Source organism: Pseudoalteromonas sp. S554 (assembly GCF_005930865.1).
In the GTDB taxonomy this organism is placed as follows: Bacteria; Pseudomonadota; Gammaproteobacteria; order Enterobacterales; family Alteromonadaceae; genus Pseudoalteromonas; species Pseudoalteromonas marina.
The window spans coordinates 1-18,739 of record NZ_PNDV01000124.1 but is presented as its reverse complement, the minus strand read 5'-3'; the positions used below and the strand labels follow the sequence as shown (position 1 = coordinate 18,739).

Annotated in this window: 18 protein-coding genes; 15 read left to right on the top strand and 3 right to left on the bottom strand. The window is 41.2% G+C overall.

Translation table 11 applies throughout. The annotated features are described in order from the left end of the window. The coding region (rne, locus tag CWB65_RS19000; RefSeq protein ID WP_138741244.1) for a ribonuclease E at positions 1-2,677 on the bottom strand (2,677 nt) is incomplete at its 3' end. Positions 2,678-3,455: 778 nt separating this feature from the next. Between rne and rluC the strand changes: the two genes are divergently transcribed. Continuing rightward, positions 3,456-4,415, top strand: coding sequence for a 23S rRNA pseudouridine(955/2504/2580) synthase RluC (rluC, locus tag CWB65_RS18995; RefSeq protein ID WP_008126342.1), 960 nt, complete (start codon positions 3,456-3,458; stop codon positions 4,413-4,415). A gap of 125 nt (positions 4,416-4,540) precedes the next feature. Here the strand turns inward: rluC and CWB65_RS18990 are convergent, their stop codons facing one another. Beyond that, positions 4,541-5,608: a hypothetical protein gene (locus CWB65_RS18990; RefSeq protein ID WP_008126341.1), complete on the bottom strand. Its 1,068-nt coding sequence runs from the start codon at positions 5,606-5,608 to the stop codon at positions 4,541-4,543. 102 nt (positions 5,609-5,710) lie between these two features. Further along, positions 5,711-6,328, bottom strand: a complete 618-nt coding sequence (locus CWB65_RS18985) for a Maf family protein (protein WP_008126339.1) — start codon at positions 6,326-6,328, stop codon at positions 5,711-5,713. Between the two features lie 131 nt (positions 6,329-6,459). On the opposite strand from CWB65_RS18985, the gene yceD reads away from it, so the two are divergent. The 14 genes from yceD (at position 6,460) to CWB65_RS18915 (ending at position 18,370) form a co-directional block, all read left to right on the top strand. Further along, positions 6,460-6,984, top strand: coding sequence for a 23S rRNA accumulation protein YceD (gene yceD, locus CWB65_RS18980; protein ID WP_008126337.1), 525 nt, complete (start codon positions 6,460-6,462; stop codon positions 6,982-6,984). A 10-nt stretch (positions 6,985-6,994) separates the two neighbouring features. Next, entirely contained in the window at positions 6,995-7,165 is a 171-nt protein-coding gene (rpmF, locus tag CWB65_RS18975; protein ID WP_004587686.1) for a 50S ribosomal protein L32, read from the top strand. 12 nt (positions 7,166-7,177) lie between these two features. After that, on the top strand, positions 7,178-8,218 hold the full coding sequence (gene plsX / locus CWB65_RS18970) for a phosphate acyltransferase PlsX (protein ID WP_138741243.1): 1,041 nt from the start codon (positions 7,178-7,180) through the stop codon (positions 8,216-8,218). 53 nt (positions 8,219-8,271) lie between these two features. Next, on the top strand, positions 8,272-9,198 hold the full coding sequence (gene fabD / locus CWB65_RS18965) for an ACP S-malonyltransferase (protein WP_008126332.1): 927 nt from the start codon (positions 8,272-8,274) through the stop codon (positions 9,196-9,198). A gap of 10 nt (positions 9,199-9,208) precedes the next feature. After that, positions 9,209-9,955: a 3-oxoacyl-ACP reductase FabG gene (fabG, locus tag CWB65_RS18960; protein WP_006792305.1), complete on the top strand. Its 747-nt coding sequence runs from the start codon at positions 9,209-9,211 to the stop codon at positions 9,953-9,955. Positions 9,956-10,204: 249 nt separating this feature from the next. Continuing rightward, positions 10,205-10,441 (top strand): acyl carrier protein, encoded by a 237-nt coding sequence (acpP, locus tag CWB65_RS18955; protein WP_006792304.1) that lies wholly within the window; start codon positions 10,205-10,207, stop codon positions 10,439-10,441. Positions 10,442-10,717: 276 nt separating this feature from the next. Then, positions 10,718-11,956, top strand: coding sequence for a beta-ketoacyl-ACP synthase II (gene fabF, locus CWB65_RS18950; RefSeq protein WP_138741242.1), 1,239 nt, complete (start codon positions 10,718-10,720; stop codon positions 11,954-11,956). 59 nt (positions 11,957-12,015) lie between these two features. Beyond that, entirely contained in the window at positions 12,016-12,834 is an 819-nt protein-coding gene (pabC, locus tag CWB65_RS18945; protein WP_138741241.1) for an aminodeoxychorismate lyase, read from the top strand. After that, positions 12,834-13,820, top strand: a complete 987-nt coding sequence (gene mltG / locus CWB65_RS18940) for an endolytic transglycosylase MltG (protein WP_138741240.1) — start codon at positions 12,834-12,836, stop codon at positions 13,818-13,820. The genes pabC and mltG overlap by 1 nt, the downstream gene beginning before the upstream one ends. 7 nt (positions 13,821-13,827) lie before the next feature. Beyond that, complete coding sequence (gene tmk / locus CWB65_RS18935; protein WP_010557316.1) at positions 13,828-14,454, top strand: dTMP kinase; 627 nt, start codon at positions 13,828-13,830, stop codon at positions 14,452-14,454. A gap of 1 nt (position 14,455) precedes the next feature. Beyond that, positions 14,456-15,370 carry a DNA polymerase III subunit gene (locus CWB65_RS18930; RefSeq protein ID WP_138741239.1) on the top strand — a complete coding sequence of 305 codons (915 nt, stop codon included), beginning with the start codon at positions 14,456-14,458 and terminating at the stop codon, positions 15,368-15,370. 11 nt (positions 15,371-15,381) lie between these two features. Beyond that, a complete protein-coding gene (locus tag CWB65_RS18925; protein ID WP_138741238.1) occupies positions 15,382-15,708 on the top strand; it encodes a PilZ domain-containing protein in 327 nt (108 codons plus the stop codon). 18 nt (positions 15,709-15,726) lie between these two features. Next, complete coding sequence (locus tag CWB65_RS18920; protein WP_138741237.1) at positions 15,727-16,506, top strand: TatD family hydrolase; 780 nt, start codon at positions 15,727-15,729, stop codon at positions 16,504-16,506. A 4-nt stretch (positions 16,507-16,510) separates the two neighbouring features. After that, positions 16,511-18,370 carry an alkaline phosphatase D family protein gene (locus tag CWB65_RS18915; RefSeq protein ID WP_138741236.1) on the top strand — a complete coding sequence of 620 codons (1,860 nt, stop codon included), beginning with the start codon at positions 16,511-16,513 and terminating at the stop codon, positions 18,368-18,370. Positions 18,371-18,739 lie beyond the last annotated feature (369 nt).

The following is an 18,739-nucleotide window of genomic DNA, read 5'->3' as shown; positions in this document are numbered from 1 at the left end:
CTGGTTCTTCAGCTTTAACTGGTTCTTCAGCTTTAACTGGTTCTTCAGCTTGCACTGGTTCTTCAGCTTTCACTGGCTCTTCAGTTTGCACTGGCTCTTCAGCTTTTACTTGCTCTTGAGCAACTTCAACTTTAGCTAAATCTTCAACAGCAACGGCTTGTTCAACCTGTTCAGAAGCGTCAACAGCCGTTTCTTCAGATTTAGCCTTAAGTTCTGCTTCGTACTCTGCAGCAGCTTGGTCAGCAACCGGAACAAAAGCAGGCGCTTCATCAGATTTAGTTTCAGCACTTTCACCTTCAGGGCGGCGACGACGCTGACCTGATGCTCGAAGATGGCGAGGAGAACGACGCGAACGTGTACGCGTTTGCTCTTCTTCAGTTGCTACAGTTTCATCTTTCGACTCAACAGTCTCTACTTTTTCTTCTTTTACAGGTGCAGGCTTTTCAGCGGCTACTGGCTTTTCTTGAGCTTCAGGCTTTGCTTGAACCTGCGGCTTTTCTTCTACTGCAGCTGTTTCAACCGGAGTTTGTTCAGTTGCTTGTAGTTGCTCAGCGTTTTCGTCTTGAATACGTACTTTCTTACGAACGTTACGACGTTGACGACGAACCTTAGGCTTATGCTCTTTAGGTGCTTCTTCAGCATTCGTATCAGCATTTGCTTTTGCAGGCGCATCTGCTGCTTTAGCTTGATCTTTATCTGCTTTGTGCTCAGGGCGCTTACGAGAGTTAGAATTACGACGACGCTTGTTGCGGTTTTCGTTCTTTTCTTGGTTCTCGTTTGCTACCGGTGAATTAGTTTTTGTTTCTACTTCATCAGTATTGCGTTCTGTGCGCTGTTTAGAGCGTGGGTTATTGCGACGACGTTGATTGTTATTACGACGACGATTATCGTTTCCACGACGTTTATTATTACGTGCTTCTTCTTGCTGCTTTTCAACGGCTTCTTTTTTCTGCTCAGGTGTTTCGCTAGCAAAAATAGATTTAAACCAGTTAGCAATTGCAGTAAATAATCCCGCTTCTTCTTTAGCGGCTACCGCTGCAGGTTTAGCTGCTGGAGCAGGCGCTGCTTGTGGAGCAGGGCTTGAAGGCATAACAACACCTTTTAGCATAGGCTCTTCACGAACAGGTGCTGCAGGCGATTTTGACATTTCAAACGCTTCTGGTTCAGGCGCAACAACTTGCTCGTAACTTACTGTTTCAAGTGTTTCGTCTTTACGTAAGCGCATTACTTCGTAGTGTGGTGTTTCCATGTGTTGATTAGGAATAATCACTACATCACACTTGTGATGCTTTTCAATACGGTGAACACTACGGCGTTGTTCGTTTAACAAGTAGGCGGCAACAGCAACAGGTACTTGTGCATTTACTTGAGAAGTGTTGTCTTTAATTGCTTCTTCTTCAATTAAACGAAGGATAGACAGAGCAATAGACTCGTTAGAACGAACCGTACCTTGGCCACTACAACGAGGACACACACCTTGGCTTGCTTCACCTAATGAAGGGCGTAGGCGCTGACGCGACATTTCAAGTAAACCAAAGCGAGAAATTTTACCAATTTGTACACGAGCACGATCTGGGCGCGCAGCGTCTTTTAAGCGGTTTTCTACTTCACGCTGGTGACGTGGCGGTGTCATATCGATGAAATCTATAACAATCAAACCACCTAAGTCGCGTAAACGTAATTGGCGTGCAATTTCGTCAGCTGCTTCAAGGTTAGTATTAAGTGCTGTTTCTTCAATATCGCCGCCTTTTGTTGCTTTAGACGAGTTGATATCGATAGACGTAAGTGCTTCAGTAGGGTCAATAACAATTGAACCGCCTGATGGTAAACGCACTTCACGTTGGAACGCAGACTCAATTTGGCTTTCAATTTGGTAATGTGTAAATAACGGTGTGTCGCCTTGGTAAAGCTTAACGCGGCTCATAAAGTCAGGACGAAAACGCTCAATGTGCGCTTTAGCTTCTTCAAAAACACGTGGTTTATCAATTAAAATTTCGCCAATATCACGACGTAAGTAATCACGAATCGCACGGAAAATTACGTTGCTTTCTTGGTGGATTAAAAACGGCGCTTTAGCACTGTCGGCAGCTTGTCTAATAGCTTCCCAGTGAACTAATAACGCTTTTAAATCGTAATTTAATTCTTCAAACGATTTACCAACACCCGCAGTACGCACAATTAAGCCCATACCTTTAGGTAGTTCTAAACGGCTGAGTGCTTCTTTAAGTTCGGTACGCTCATCACCTTCAATACGGCGAGAAATACCGCCAGCACGAGGGTTATTAGGCATAAGTACCAAGTAACTACCAGCAACACTAATAAAAGTTGTTAACGCTGCGCCTTTTTGGCCACGTTCTTCTTTATCAACCTGAATTATTACTTCTTGGCCTTCTTTGATCACGTCACGAATATTCGGACGACCATTAAAGGTGTAACCAGCAGGGAAGTAAGTGCGGGCAATTTCTTTTAAAGGAAGGAAACCATGACGATCAGCACCGTAATCAACAAATGCTGCTTCTAAAGATGGTTCAATGCGTGTGATTTTGCCTTTATAAATATTGGCTTTTTTCTGTTCATGACCTGGGCTTTCTATATCTAAATCATATAGGCGCTGGCCATCAACCAGTGCTACGCGCATTTCTTCTTGCTGCGTTGCATTGATTAGCATACGTTTCATATTGTTACTCTATTAAATTATGTCGCTGACATGACGATGTTTTCTCGCCTGTTCAGTTGTTCCTATTTTTAGAATGTGCAGCCTCACGACTGGGTCTTTAACGGAACGGCTCTGTATTTTCGTAAGCAGTATTTTTTAAATGCTGGCAAACAATAGCGTACTAAACGCTATTAAATTCTTAATGGTGTTAAAACTGTCGGCTTTTCAGCTACGTCTACAAGTTTTACCCAGAAGTCGGCCTGTCATATCAATCTTATTAAATGTCATTCATATTAGGCGCGTAGGGCTCATTAAGTGGGTGAGCAATACAGTGTGATGTATCGCTAAATCCTGGTTTAAGAGCAAAATTCGCTGCCGATGTTAATGAATACTTATTTATTAGACTTTTTTAGTTCTAAATAAGCTGCTTTACGGTACTACAATAATTGAGCAGTTGCTGAACGGCGTTTTTTACACCGTCACTATCAGACAAATTATCTGTTCATTGCTTTATCAATCGCATTAAAAACCACTTCATGTTCAAACTTAACCTGCAATATATTACGCGCATTGCTGTTAGTTGACCGCACGTGTTTACTAGGTATGTATAAAAGCTTTGGAAAACTTAACTCGGATCTGTATGATCGGCTACCCAGAATGTGCATCACGAATGTTTTAATGTGTTAAGTTAAAAAGCACCGTTGTTATTTGCAAATACTAAATATTTGCGCTGCTGATTATCCCACTATTATAACAGTGTTAGCAACTAAATTATTTTACTTAAATCAGTGATTAGGCAATGTCAGAAAAAACCGGCTTACAAGTATCTTTTGTCACGATCAACGAAGACCATTTAGGTCAGCGAATTGATAACTTTCTTATTACCCATTTAAAAGGGGTGCCTAAAAGCGCAATCTACAAAATTCTTAGAAAAGGCGAGGTGCGTGTAAATAAAAAACGCATTAAGCCAGTGTATAAATTACAGTTAGACGACGTTATTCGTATCCCACCTATAAAAGTGGCTGAGCGCGAAGAGTTTGTACCTTCAAAACTAGATAAAGTAACGCGCCTTGAAGACGATATTTTATTTGAAGACAAATACCTTATTGTTATAAATAAACCGTCGGGCATGGCAGTTCATGGCGGCAGTGGTTTAAGTTATGGCTTAATAGAAGCGCTACGCGTACTTCGCCCTGAAGAGCGTAACCTTGAGCTAGTGCACAGGCTTGACCGCGATACATCGGGGTGTTTACTTATTTCAAAACGTCGATCTGTTTTAACATCGTTGCACGAGCAACTTCGTGAAAAAACCATGGAAAAAAACTACTGGGCATTAGTTGACGGGCAGTGGGATGGTAAAACTAAAAATGTAACCGAAGGCCTGCGCAAAAATACACTCAAATCGGGCGAGCGCGTTGTACGTGTTGACAACGTTGAAGGCAAACCGTCGCATACTCGTTTTAAAGTACTAGAGCGTTTTAACGAATGTTCACTTGTACAAGCGTCGCCAGTAACAGGGCGAACACACCAAATTCGTGTACACACCCAATGCAAAGGGCATCCAATTGCATGCGACGATAAATATGGTGACCAAGCGTTTGACGCAGGAATGCGCAAAGTAGGTTTAAATCGCTTATTTTTACACGCCCACGATTTAAGTTTTTATCACCCTAAAAACGAAACCACCATGCGCGTTGAGGCACCCCTTGATAAAGCGCTATCAAGCTGTTTAATAAAACTTAGAGCACAGAAAGAGTGACGATAATAGGCGTTTAAAAGTAAAAATTTAAACGCGTAAATTTTAATATAATAAAAATCTACGCGTTTGACTCATTCCATTAAATTTTAAAAAATAATGCTCAATACACAAAATAAAAACACATTTTAGCAAGGTATGTTAATAATACTCCTAGTACATGAAACCCCATTGTGATCTGTTGAACAAACGGTTGTTTTTACTTTTTTAAGACACATACCAGCACCTGATGAATCACCGGGGTCTCCGACAGTACCACCTCCAGGGGTTATTATTTCTACTCCTTCACTGTTTCTTTCTATGAAGTCACGTAAACAATTAGAAATTAACGTACCTGATAAATCAACAGTTGGCGCGAACAACATATTCATCCTTATTCCATCAATCGTTGATACACCACGATTTAATTTATAACTTAACGCTAATTTACGGTCTCCATTTAAGTCAATTTCACCATGATACTTGACTTCAAAATTTAGCATGTTGTTAGTGTCTTCATAAACTTTAGTTACAAAATTACCAATTTCATTATGCTGTAAACTGATTTGGAATCCTAAACCGCCTTTGCTTAGAGTCAGCCCCCCGCCTGTAAAATCAGCATCCTCAAAAAAGTCAAACCAAGCCGCCCCAGCTAATTTTTCTGTTATTTTTGAAGTTAACCAATCATGTATCTCATTTTTGGTACGAAGATTGTCAAAGTAACCAGTAGGATGGCTTGTACAGCTATTATCATTGGAACTAAAATTTAATTGAGCAAATAGTTGAGTTGAGTTAAAAGTTGTGGTGCCCACACTTGAGACTGCATTTTTAAAATCTTGGTCTATAGTATAAAACTCATGTAATAAATCACTTTCTGCAGAAGACAGCGATAAGTCTTTGACTGTTGATCTGTAGCCGTAATCAGGTGTTGTAGATGAAATATTTGTGGTTTTTACATTAAATTTAAAAGCGTTTTTAGTTCTTGCGTTTGCAATTATTAAATCGGTTGATGAGGTATCACAAATGAAGAAAGAACTGCCGAATTCAATTTGTTCTCCATTTACAGGTTCCCAACGACAATTAGGAAGTTTGGGATGTTTTTTAGCAATTACAACCGCTTTATCATAATCGCAAGAGTCGCAAGCATAAACGTCTACTGTTGCAGCGAGGCTAAAGCTACTAAAAGTGAGTGAAAAAAGTATAAATATCCATTTCATTATTTTGTTCCATTTTGTTTAATTTTCACTCAAATCAACTTATCATCAACAATAAGGTCGGTAAAGTATGAGTTGGTAATTTTTCAACGTTACTTTAAATAATTATTTACTGTTTTTATTAATGTATTTAGTTTGTAGGCTCAATACATCAACATTAAACTCAGCTAATAATTGGCTGAGTTTAATGAGTGGTAAACCAATTAAACTATTAGGATCGTCACCGCTTAGTTTTTCAAATAAACAAATGCCGAGTCCTTCACTTTTAAAGCTACCCGCACAGTTATAAGGCTGTTCTGCATCGCAGTATGCGCTAATTTGTGCTGTTGTTAGTGTTTTAAAGGTCACATTAAATGGCTCAACAACACTTTTGCTTTGCCCACTTTGAATATCAAAAACACATAATCCCGTTAAAAAAGTTACGGTTTGTCCACTAAATAAGCTTAATTGCTTTACGGCGTTTTCTTTAGTGTGCGGCTTACCTAAAATTTGGTCATTAAACACAGCCACTTGATCAGAGCCAATAACTAAACCTTCGTTAAAATGTTTAATAGCTTCAGCAGCTTTAAGTTCACTTAAACGCTTAACTAACTCATTGGGTGTTTCGTTTTCAAGGGCTGATTCGTCAACATCGGGCGAAAAGGTTTCAAACGGTAAATTAAATTTTTGTAATAAAGACTGCCTAAAAGGCGAGCTTGAGGCTAAAATAAGCGAGTGCTTCATGAATGGTTTTCCTAAGATAAATCAGATTGAGTTAGGATAAATCAGATCCGTGAGTAAAACACGTGAAAAACCTAGTAAAAATGGTTTTTTACTTTGACTAACAAACTAACTATCTATATGATGCAGCCCCTATGCAAAAGGTAAAAATTCCCTTCACTCTTCATCCTGGGAAAGCAGCGCAACACCGTTTATCATACGATGGTATTGTACCGCTTGAAAAACTGACTCGTTTACGAGGTGTTGTACAGGAAGAAGTAGGTGAAATAGCGGTAAAAATTCAGTGCAAAAACGATGAGCAAGGTTTAGTTGTGATTAGCGGCAATTTGTCCACACACGTTACTGTAACTTGTCAACGTTGTAATGATGATTTAGGGTTGGATTTGGATCAAGACTTTATGTATTCGCCAATTGGTTTGGATGCTGAGTCGGATGATCTTCCAGAAGACTACGATGAAGTAGCGCTTGATGAAAACGGTGAAATTAACGTGTTTGAGTTAATCGAAGACGAACTAATTTTAGCGGTGCCATTAGTGCCTACACACAACGAAGCTTCGTGCAATTACTCGTCAAAGCCTGCCAGCTTTGGTGTATTAAAAGCGGAAGATGATAAACCAAATCCATTTGATATTTTGAAACAACTTAAGAAAGATTCTTAGGAGAAGACTAATGGCTGTACAAAAAAGCAAAAAGTCTCGTGCAAGACGCGGCATGCGCCGTTCACACGATGCGATCAACGGTCCAACTTTAACAGTTGACCAAACTTCAGGTGAGACTCATCGTCGTCACCATGTAACTGCTGACGGTTACTACAAAGGCGTTCAAGTAATTTCTAACTAAGAGATTGCTTTGATGCTGAATAATCTAACCATAGCGTTAGATATGATGGGGGGCGATTACGGCCCCCGTTCATCTATTCCTGCTGCTGTTAGTGCAGTAAACGCTCACGCCAACCTTACACTTATACTGTGTGGTAACGAGCAAGTTATATCTAAAGAACTCGAATCCCTCGATTCTTTATCTCACCCAAGACTCATAATTCGTCATTGCAGTGAAATAGTCACTAATGCCTGTGAACCTGCTATTGCTGTTCGTTCAAAAAAAGATTCTTCAATGCGCATTGCCCTTGATTTAGTTAAATCAGGCGAGGCTCAAGCCTGTGTAAGTTCAGGTAATACTGGCGCATTATTTTTTATGGCGCATTACGTATTAAAAATGTTGCCTGGTGTAAAACGTCCCGCACTTATTTCATCTGTACCAACAGAGCGTAAAAATCCAGTGTATTTACTCGACCTAGGCGCAAACGTACATTGCGATAGCGAAATACTCTACCAATTTGGCCTAATGGGCTCCGTGGTTGCAGGCCAAGCACTTGGATGTGATAACCCGCGCGTAAGTTTGTTAAACATTGGCGCAGAAGACATTAAAGGCCACGACGACATAAAACACGCTGCGCAATTAATGCAGCAAAGCCCACATATAAATTATATTGGTTACAGTGAAGGTAGCGATATTTTTACAGGTAAGGCCGACGTTATTGTATGTGAAGGGTTTGTTGGTAACGTTGCCCTTAAAACCTGTGAAGGCATAGCCAAACTTATCATGAATAAGTTCTCAAAAGCCCTCGAAAAACACCTTATATATAAATGTATGGCGTTTATTCTTAGCCCAATCATAAAAAAACTCTATAAAAGGGTGAACCCCGACCAGTATAACGGTGCTTCTCTGGTAGGATTGCGCGGTATTGTCGTTAAAAGCCATGGAAACGCCTCAGCTAAGGCATTTCAAGCAGCAATCGATGAAGCGGTAAAAGAAGTTGAACGCCAACTTCCCACTAAAATAGCCGCTATTTTCGAAAAAACACATTCTAAAGACACGGTGGCCAATCAGTAAATTGATGTGCCGTGTATTTCATTATTTATTTGTTTAATTAAAAAGAGCAAAGTATGGCACAAAAAATTGCACTTCTATTCCCAGGTCAAGGTTCGCAAAGCGTAGGTATGTTACAAGCGCTTTTAGAAACCTCCGACATTGTAAAATCAACGTTTGCAGAAGCATCAACCGCATTGGGATACGACTTAGCAGCGTTAGTTCTTAACGGTCCAGAAGAAAAACTAAACGAAACCCACCGAACTCAACCTGCATTATTAACCGCAAGCGTTGCTATTTATCGCGACTGGTTAGCTAAAAACTCAGACGCCGATGTTGTCATGGCAGGACACAGCTTAGGTGAATATTCAGCACTGGTATGCAGTAACGTAATTAGTTTAAGCGAAGCTGTAAAATTAGTAGAAAACCGTGGCTTGTACATGCAAGAAGCCGTACCAGCAGGTGTGGGATCGATGGCGGCTATTATTGGTTTAGGCGACGACGAAATTAAAGCAGCGTGTGCAGCATCAGCGCAAGGCGAAGTTGTATCGCCAGTTAACTACAATTCACCGGGTCAAGTTGTAATAGCCGGGCATAAAGCGGCAGTAGATAGAGCCTCAGTAGCCTGTAAAGAAGCGGGCGCAAAACGCGCATTACCGTTATCGGTTAGTGTGCCTTCGCACTGCGAACTGATGAAGCCGGCAGCAGAAAAACTGGCGAATGATTTAGCCGCTTTAACATTTAATACACCTAAGTGTGATGTAATCAATAATGTAGATGTAAAAGCAGAAAGTTCAGCTAACGCGATTAAAGATGCACTTGTACGCCAATTATACAGCCCAGTACGCTGGACAGAAACCGTGCAAGCATTAGTAGCGCAAGGTGTAACGCAAAGCTACGAATTTGGTCCGGGTAAAGTATTAACAGGCCTAGCAAAACGAATTGATAAAGCAATGGTATGTGGCTCAGTAAACGACGCCGCTTCAATTGATACAGCTAAATAAGAGTAAAAAAATGTCTAACTTATTTTCTTTAGAGGGCAAAGTTGTCCTAATTACAGGCGCAAGCCGTGGTATTGGTAAAGCAATTGCAACTATGCTGGTTGCACAAGGAGCAAAAGTCGCTGGTACAGCAACAAGCGAGTCGGGTGCGGCTAACATTAGTGACTATTTAGGTGATAACGGTAAAGGTTATGCATTAAACGTCACCGATCCTGCTTCAATTGAGGCTACTTTGGCTGCAATTAAAGCCGACTTAGGCGATATTGACGTACTAGTAAATAACGCAGGTATCACGCGCGACAATTTACTTATGCGAATGAAAGAAGCCGAGTGGGACGATATTATCGACACCAACCTAAGCTCTATTTTCCGTTTATCTAAGGCAGTGTTACGCCCAATGATGAAGAAAAAGAACGGCCGTATCATTAATATTGGTTCGGTAGTAGGCACTATGGGTAATGCAGGGCAAGCTAACTACGCTGCGGCTAAAGCGGGTGTTATTGGTTTTTCTAAATCATTAGCACGCGAAGTTGCCTCACGCGGTATTACAGTGAACGTAATTGCACCGGGTTTTATCCAAACAGATATGACCAACGAGCTAACCGATGACCAAAAAGCAGCTACTTTAGCTAATGTACCTGCGGGTCGTTTAGGTCAACCTGACGAAATTGCAGCTGCAGTGTGTTATTTAGCATCTGACGCTGCTGCGTATGTATCAGGCGAAACTTTGCATGTAAATGGCGCGATGTATATGGTTTAATAACCATATAGCCATTACAAGAGTAAAATTAAGTTGGCATAATTCACTAAAAAACATTGAATTATTTGTGAACTTGCTTTAAACATACTTGAAATTGCTATTAAAATAAGCGATAACAGGGAAAACACACACTCAGAGGTTTGACCAGACAATTATTTACGGTCAAATCATTGAATCAGAGAATTATGCGGCGTAAACTACCCCGCAATCTGAAAATAACGCATTGGCGTTTTAATAAAGGAAAGAAGAATGAGCGATATCCAAGAACGCGTAAAAAAAATTATCATTGAACAACTAGGTGTTAAAGAGGAAGAAGTTAAAAACGAATCTTCTTTCGTAGATGACCTAGGTGCAGATTCTCTTGATACTGTAGAACTAGTAATGGCTCTTGAAGAAGAGTTTGACACTGAGATCCCAGACGAAGAAGCTGAAAAGATCACTACAGTTCAAAGCGCAATCGATTACGTAACAGCTCACGCTGAGTAATCAATTGTATATTAAAGGCAGCATTCGCTGCCTTTAATCTATGTATCCAAACCACCTCAAAGTTCATGATTCAAAAATCAAACCTTAACTCCCCAAATTTAACTAACATTAATTTTGTTTGCGTTATGTGTTGTCAAACAAGTTTGAGACTCGCACTTTGAGGTTGCTTGGGTATGATGATCCCCTTGTGAATCTAATTGGATTAAAAAACCATTTAAAAATTAAAATGGTTAAAATTTTAATAAAATTATAAATATCCCTTATTGGAGGCAAACCGTGGCTAAACGTCGTGTCGTCGTAACTGGCTTAGGAATGTTGACGCCGCTAGGCAATGATGTTCAATCAACCTGGCAAGGCTTATTAGATGCTAAAAGTGGTATACAAACAATAACACACTTTGACACATCAAAATTTGGAACAAAGTTCGCTGGTTTAATCAACGACTTTGATGCATCGGCTTATATGCCACCAAAAGATGCAAAAAAAATGGATTTATTTATCCAATATGGTTTAGCAGCGGGTGTTCAAGCCTTTAAAGATTCAGGCCTAGAAATCACAGAAGAAAACGCAACGCGCATTGGTGTTGCTGTTGGTTCTGGTATTGGCGGCCTAACGCTAATTGAAGAAAACCACGTTAAGTTACTTAACAGCGGCCCACGTAAGCTATCTCCATTTTATGTGCCTTCTACCATTATTAATATGATCTCGGGTCATTTATCAATAATGTACGGACTGCGTGGCCCTAACATTTCAATTGTAACTGCGTGTACGACAGGTTTACATAACATTGGCCATGCAGCGCGTATGATTGCCTACGGCGATGCCGACGCAATGGTTGCTGGCGGGGCCGAAAAAGCCTGTACACCTATAGGTATGGGTGGCTTTAACGCAGCACGCGCATTATCAACACGTAACGACGACCCACAAGCAGCGTCGCGCCCGTGGGATAAAGACCGTGACGGTTTTGTACTTTCTGACGGTGCGGGTGTTGTAGTTGTTGAAGAATACGAACACGCAAAAGCACGTGGCGCAAACATTTATGCCGAGCTAGTTGGTTTTGGTATGAGTGGCGATGCATTCCACATGACATCTCCTCCAGAAGACGGTGCCGGTGCAGCTCTTGCAATGGAAAACGCATTAAAAGATGCGCAAGTAAATGCAGATCAAGTAGGTTATATAAACGCACACGGTACATCGACCAGCGCAGGCGATAAAGCCGAAACTGCTGCAGTTAAATCTATTTTTGGCAATGCAGCAAAAGATGTAATGGTTGGCTCGTCTAAATCGATGATGGGTCACTTACTGGGTGCAGCGGGCTCGGTTGAATCAATCGTGTCGATATTGTCGCTAAAAGATCAAAAAGTGTCGCCTACTATCAACCTTGATAACCCAGATGAAGGCTGTGACCTAGATTACATTGCGCATACAGCACGCGATGCAAAACTAGATTACTCACTGTGTAACTCATTTGGCTTTGGTGGTACTAATGGCTCGTTGCTATTTAAAAAGGTATAATCTCTTTTAACAACGAACCACTTTATAAGAGCTCAGTTGTTTAACTGGGCTTTTTTTATATGCAAAAAATAATAAATAATACGCAAACAATCATAAATGCCAGCCAATCAAACGCCGTTAGCATAACCGACAGAGGCTTAAACTATGGCGATGGTTTTTTTACAACAGCAAAAATTGTAAATGGGCAAGTTGAATATTGGCACCATCACAAAGCCCGCTTAGTTGAATGTGCTGAGCGATTAGCCTTTCCTGAACTCGACTTTAGCCCTTTAGAGCAACATATACACAATCAAGTAAAACAAAAGCAAACGGGCGTGTTAAAAATACTCGTAACACGCGGTGAAGGCGGGCGTGGTTATAACTTACCAAGCGAATGTAATTTAACAATTATAGTAAGCGTGCTTGAATACCCTGCAAACTACAATGCACTTGCAGAACAGGGGGTTAGCCTTGAAATAAGCCCTATTAAATTAGCGGCGCAGCCTTTACTTGCGGGGCTAAAAACTCTAAATAGGTTAGAGCAAGTACTCATTAAAAAAGCCATGCAAACACAAAATTGCGACGACGTACTTGTGCTTGACTACAACAACCAGGTAATTGAAGCCTCAGCAGCTAATATATTTGCCATTAAACACGGTAAAGTATTTACACCAAAGCTCAATGAATGCGGTATAAAGGGCGTTTATCTGCAAGCGTTATGTGATAAATTAACGGTTGAGTTTAAACACATTACAGTAAACGATTTAACCAAGGCCGATGCTGTATTTGTATGCAACAGCTTAATGCATGCAGTACCTGTTAATCGCATAGAGCAACAGTGCTTTAATGTAGCCCACAGCAACGCATTGCTAACTAATTTATTAGCCAAGGAGGCTTAGTGTTAAAAGTTATTTTATCAGTCGCTTTTTTAGCGATCATTAGCACAGCTATTGGCTATCAGCAATTGCAGGCAACCCTACAAAGCCCGCTAAATATAGGCGAAAGCACGCAATTTGAGGTAAAAAAGGGCACCGGTTTTAATAAATTATGCCAGCAATGGCAAGCAAAAAACTGGGTTGAAAGCTGTTGGCGTTACCAAGTTATTGCAAAGCTCGACCCCACACTAACCGATTTAAAAGCCGGGCTTTACGAGCTTTCAAATACCAGTGTTATTAACAACATAAAAAAAATAAACCAAGGTCAACAAATAAGCTTTAGCTTTACCATTATTGAAGGCCAAGCGCTGCGCGATGTATTAGCAAATATTGAAAATGCGCCTAATTTAAATAACGATCTAAAGTTAGACGAGTTAGGTAAGCAAATTATAAATGAAGATACATTGTTAGAAGGCTGGTTATTTCCAGATACTTACCACTACCAGCATAACGATACCGCAAGCAGTGTATTAAAACGCGCCGCACAAACCATGCAACAAACACTAAGCGATGCATGGCAAAAACGCGCTAACAATTTACCTTACAGCACTGCGTACGAGGCACTAATAATGGCCTCAATTATTGAAAAAGAAACCGCAGTAGCCAGCGAGCGCCCGTTAATTGCCTCGGTTTTTGTCAATAGGTTAAACACAAAAATGCGCCTACAAACCGATCCAACCGTAATATATGGCCTAGGTGAAAACTTTGACGGCGATATTAAATACAAAGATTTACGCAATCATACGCCATACAATACCTACCGTATTGATGGATTACCGCCAACGCCAATAGCTATGCCATCAAAAGAAGCTATTTTAGCTGCGGTAAACCCGCCACAAAGCGACTATGTTTACTTTGTAGCAAAAGGCGATGGCAGCCACCAATTTTCTACCACGTTAAAACAACATAACGCGGCAGTAAAAACCTATATTTTAAATAAAAAGAATTAACGTGTTTATGAAACCAAAATTTATAGTAGTAGAAGGCTTAGAAGGCGCGGGTAAATCAACCGCTATTTCACTTTGCCAAGACTTTTTAAACAAAAAACAAATAGATTACATTAACGTACGCGAACCTGGCGGCACGCCATTGGCCGAGTCGTTACGCACATTGGTAAAAGCCGAACACGAAGAAGAAATAGCCTTCGAAACCGAGCTGCTTATTATGTACGCCGCACGTTCGCAGCTAATGCATAACGTAATAAACCCTGCACTAGAGCAAGGTAAATGGATATTAGCCGACCGTCACGACTTATCGTCGCAGGCGTATCAAGGCGGCGGGCGCGGCATTAGCTCAAATACACTAGCGTCGTTATCGTCTATGGTATTAAAAGGCCTAAAGCCCGACTTAACCATTTACCTCGACATAGACCCAGTAATTGGCCTTGAACGTGCTAAAGGGCGAGGTGAACTTGACCGAATTGAGCAAGAAGCCATTGAGTTTTTTCAGCGTACACGCATGCGCTACCTAGAGCTTGCAAGCGACGACAACTCTATTAAAACCGTAGATGCCAATCAAGAAATTGATAAAGTACATCGCGATATCACAAACGTATTACGTACTTTTTTTGAAGAGCTAAAATAACATGTCTCTACCTTGGCTATATGAAACACAGCAACACTTAGCACAAAGCTTTCGTGGTCAGCGTTTTCATCATGCCCAATTGTTTTGTGGGCCTGTGGGTGTAGGTAAGTTTGCTTTAAGTGACGAATTAGCCAATGCCTTGTTATGCCAAAATATTACCCAGCAAACAGCCGCACCAAACAGTATTTTAGCGCCATGTGGACAATGTAAAAGCTGCTCGCTTAACCTTGCGGGTACGCACCCCGACAAGCGCATAACCCAGGTAGACGGCCAAAGCATTGGCGTAGACGACATACGCGCCATTAGCGATTTTATGAACCACTCAGCGGCGCAAAATGGCAACAAAGTAGTGGTAATAGAAAACTGCGAAAAAATGACCATGGCAGCGGCTAACGCCTTGTTAAAAACGCTAGAAGAGCCAAGCAATAGCCGGTTTTTAATATTAACCACAAGCCAACCTGCGCAATTGCCAGCCACTATTTTAAGCCGATGCGCTAAAACCGACGTAAAAGTAACAAGTACACAACTAGCGCAGCAATGGCTTGAGTCGTTACAAATACAAAATTACCCTTGGCTACCGCTTTTTTATAGCCAGCCATTACAAGTAAAACAGTGGCAAGAGCAAAACCAGTTACAAAATATAGATACCCTCTATAAGTTTGCAACTGAGTTTAAACAAAGCCATAATTTCAAAGCGTTAGTCGATATAATAAATAAACAACCGGAGCTGGTTCGTATATTTACCTTATTTTTAAGCGAGCAATTAAAACAGCAATTATTACAAGGTATGAGCTTTGAAGCGTATCAAGAAGCGCAACAAGCACTCAGCGAATTTTTGCAAAATAATACAAAAATTCTCGGCCTTAATTTACCGCTCGCCGTATCGCGATTAGCGTACATTTTACGTAATAAATAAAAGGATTAACCATGCAAGAGCTATTAGTAGATATAGACGACCTAGACGAATTATATCGCTGTTACATGCCTTACTTAAAAAAAGGCGGCTTATTTGTGCGTACTAACATGCGTTACGAGGTAGGGCACTCGCTGGCGTTACGTGTAACCCTTCCCGACGCACTAGAAGACGACATAGTCACTGGCAAGGTTGCGTGGATCACCCCACAAGGCGCACAAAGCTCAAACCCGCCAGGGATTGGTGTTAGCTTTTTAGACGACAAAACAAACCTAAACGCCAAGATCGAAAAACTACTGGGGACTATGTTAAACTCCGGTAATCCAACTTACACCATGTAGTAAAAAACAGGCCCAATTTTGATTGTAGATTCGCATTGCCATTTAGACCGTCTTGATTTTGATAAACTCGATTTAAACCTAGACCAAGTGCTAGACCAAGCACGCGCCAAACAGGTTGAACACTTTTTATGTGTAAGCGTAACGCTTGACCAGTTCCCAAGTATGCTTGATAAAATTAAGCACTACGACGATGTATCGGCCTCGTGTGGCGTGCATCCGCTCGATCAAAAAGACGCGCTTAACAAACAGCAATTAATTGATTTAGCGTCACACAATAAAGTAGTAGCCATAGGTGAAACTGGCCTAGATTACTACTACGCAAAAGACACGCATGCAGTGCAGCAAGCAAGTTTTGTAGGTCATATTGAGGTGGCAAATGAACTACAAAAGCCGCTAATTATTCATACACGCGACGCCCGTGCCGACACCATTAACCTAATGCGCGAGCACAATGCCGAAAACTGTGGCGGCGTATTGCATTGTTTTACAGAAGACTGGGACATGGCTAAAAAAGCCATAGATATGGGCTTTTATATTTCTATTTCTGGCATTGTAACGTTTAAAAATGCAGTAGAGCTTAAAGACGTGGTAAAGAAAATCCCACTCGACCGACTACTAATAGAAACAGATTCGCCGTATTTAGCACCCGTACCGCACCGTGGGCAAACTAATCAGCCTGCTTACGTGCAAGATGTAGCGTATTACATTAGTGAGTTAAAAGGCATTAGCTTTAACGAGCTAGCTAAAGCCACCACCGATAACTTTTACTCGCTATTTAAATTAGCAGCTAAAGGCTAATAATATGACGACTCACGCGGCGCAACTTCCTATGTTACTTATGGGGCCAATGGTGCGCCGCGCTGAGCAAACAGGCGTATGCATAGTATTTGCAACGTCAACCCCCGCACAGTGCCAAATTAATATACTCAATACGCAAAGTGTTAGCGAGCAGCAAACCATTACACTAGGCGAACGCCTTTATTTACACTTTGTAGTTGTAAAACCGGCAAGTACACCTTTTGCGCTCGACACTTTACTAGCGTATCAATTAATAATAAATGGCAATGAGGTTGATCTATCAGCTTGGGCTTACAGCAACCAAGCAACTCCAGCATTTGCTATACCCAATAAACTAAATAGCATATTACATGGCTCGTGCCGAAACGCGCATCACCCCGCAAAAGACAGCCTAGTAACCGCAAGCCAATGGCAAAATACTCAACGCAGCCAAAATACACCCGGCGCACAATTACTGCTGTTAAGCGGCGACCAAGTTTACGCCGACGATGTAGCAGGGCCTATGTTATTGGTTATTCATCAGCTTATTGAAAAACTAGGTATTTATAAAGAGCAACCCATGGCGTTGCCTCTGCCTAACAAAATTGACGAACAGCTATACAACAGGCACCATTTTTTACCCAAAACACCGTGGCAAAAGCGCTCAAAGCTGGGGGTGGGTTACTGGCTAAAAAAAGACGAGCCGCATTTTTCAAGCGTAAAAGCATTTAACCACCTTATTCACTTTGAAGAATTTATAGCGCTTTATTTACTTAATTTAAGCGCCACTGCCTGGCAATGTGTTGATTTACAAAACGCACAATACACCGGCCAAAACCCAGAGCATCAACGTATTTTTAATGCCGAAAAGTCGGCGTTACTTGGCTATGCTAAAGGGCTAAATGAAGTAGAAAAATTATTTGCTAATGTGTCTACGTTAATGATGTTTGACGATCACGACGTAACCGACGATTGGAACCTCACCGCAGGGTGGGAGCAAGCCATTAACCAAAACCCAAGCAGTAAACGCATAATCAATAATGGGCTAATAAGTTACTGGTTGTTTCAAGGTATGGGTAACGACGCGCTAACAAAAACAAGCGCGCTAATACCGCCATTTAAACAAAGCTTAAGCGCTAATAACCAATGGCAATTTAAAGCGTTTGATAAACCCCTAAATGAATTTAACCATTGGCATTACGAGTTAACTACAACACCTAAAGTTGTGGTGCTCGATACCCGCACACACCGCTGGCGTAACGAAAGCAATTTTAACGAGCCATCAGGCCTGCTCGATTGGGAGCGCCTTACAGAACTTGAAGAAAGCCTACTAAGCCACGATAAAGTAATTATAGTATCGCCCGCGCCGGTATTTGGTGTTAAATCAATAGAAGCCATTCAAGCGGCTTTTAATATATGCGGCCAGCCACTGATGGTTGATGTAGAAAACTGGATGGCCCACGAAGGCTCGGCTAAAAAACTACTCGACACCTTTAGACGCACCGACACCCCAAACGAAACCCTTATTTTATCGGGCGATGTTCATTACTCGTTTTGTTTTTCGGTGCAAAAGCGCTTTGGCGATCATCCAAACAGAATATGGCAGCTCACCGCAAGCGGGATAAAAAACGAATTCCCGCGGAAGTTAATAAATGTACTAGACAAACTGGACTCTATTTTATACGGCCCCAAAAGCCCGCTTAACTTCTTCACCAAACGCTGGCACATGGAAGTAGACAAACACCAAACCCTAGGTGAAGGCCAAAAGTATTTAGTAAGCGACTCCGCAATAAGCCTAATAACGTTAGATAACGGCGACTTATCCCGCTATCAACTTATCCACGGCGACGGCCACACCACCGAATTCGACCTAGAACACAAATAAAGCCCGGCATTGCCTTTATTGTAGACGTAGAGCTTGCTCACGTTAAAAGCGCAGCTTTTAGTAAAAGATCAATTGTACAAAGAGAAGAAAAAGAGGAGTAAATGAGAACCCATTAAAAATGGGGGTATTACCGGTCTACTTCTTAAATCATTAGATCACTTCTCTAAAGCGGAGCGTCTCTTAACCTCTTTGTGAAAAATTAACTAAAACCATTTGCACAAAGAGAAGAAAATGAGGAGTAAATGAGAAGACAATAAAACAGTAATTAGGATCTATTTACTTAATCACTAGCTCACTTCTCTAAAGCCGGGGACTCTTAACCTCCTTTTTAAAAATAAATAAAAAACAATGGTTGAATCGCCCCGAGTT

Bases quoted from the DNA above. Each gene is read 5' to 3' on its own strand.
- rluC (WP_008126342.1), top strand. From the start codon at position 3,456: ATGTCAGAAAAAACCGGCTTACAAGTATCTTTTGTCACGATCAACGAA.
- CWB65_RS18990 (WP_008126341.1), bottom strand. From the start codon at position 5,608: ATGAAATGGATATTTATACTTTTTTCACTCACTTTTAGTAGCTTTAGC.
- CWB65_RS18985 (WP_008126339.1), bottom strand. From the start codon at position 6,328: ATGAAGCACTCGCTTATTTTAGCCTCAAGCTCGCCTTTTAGGCAGTCT.
- yceD (WP_008126337.1), top strand. From the start codon at position 6,460: ATGCAAAAGGTAAAAATTCCCTTCACTCTTCATCCTGGGAAAGCAGCG.
- rpmF (WP_004587686.1), top strand. From the start codon at position 6,995: ATGGCTGTACAAAAAAGCAAAAAGTCTCGTGCAAGACGCGGCATGCGC.
- plsX (WP_138741243.1), top strand. From the start codon at position 7,178: ATGCTGAATAATCTAACCATAGCGTTAGATATGATGGGGGGCGATTAC.
- fabD (WP_008126332.1), top strand. From the start codon at position 8,272: ATGGCACAAAAAATTGCACTTCTATTCCCAGGTCAAGGTTCGCAAAGC.
- fabG (WP_006792305.1), top strand. From the start codon at position 9,209: ATGTCTAACTTATTTTCTTTAGAGGGCAAAGTTGTCCTAATTACAGGC.
- acpP (WP_006792304.1), top strand. From the start codon at position 10,205: ATGAGCGATATCCAAGAACGCGTAAAAAAAATTATCATTGAACAACTA.
- pabC (WP_138741241.1), top strand. From the start codon at position 12,016: ATGCAAAAAATAATAAATAATACGCAAACAATCATAAATGCCAGCCAA.
- tmk (WP_010557316.1), top strand. From the start codon at position 13,828: ATGAAACCAAAATTTATAGTAGTAGAAGGCTTAGAAGGCGCGGGTAAA.
- CWB65_RS18930 (WP_138741239.1), top strand. From the start codon at position 14,456: ATGTCTCTACCTTGGCTATATGAAACACAGCAACACTTAGCACAAAGC.
- CWB65_RS18925 (WP_138741238.1), top strand. From the start codon at position 15,382: ATGCAAGAGCTATTAGTAGATATAGACGACCTAGACGAATTATATCGC.
- CWB65_RS18915 (WP_138741236.1), top strand. From the start codon at position 16,511: ATGACGACTCACGCGGCGCAACTTCCTATGTTACTTATGGGGCCAATG.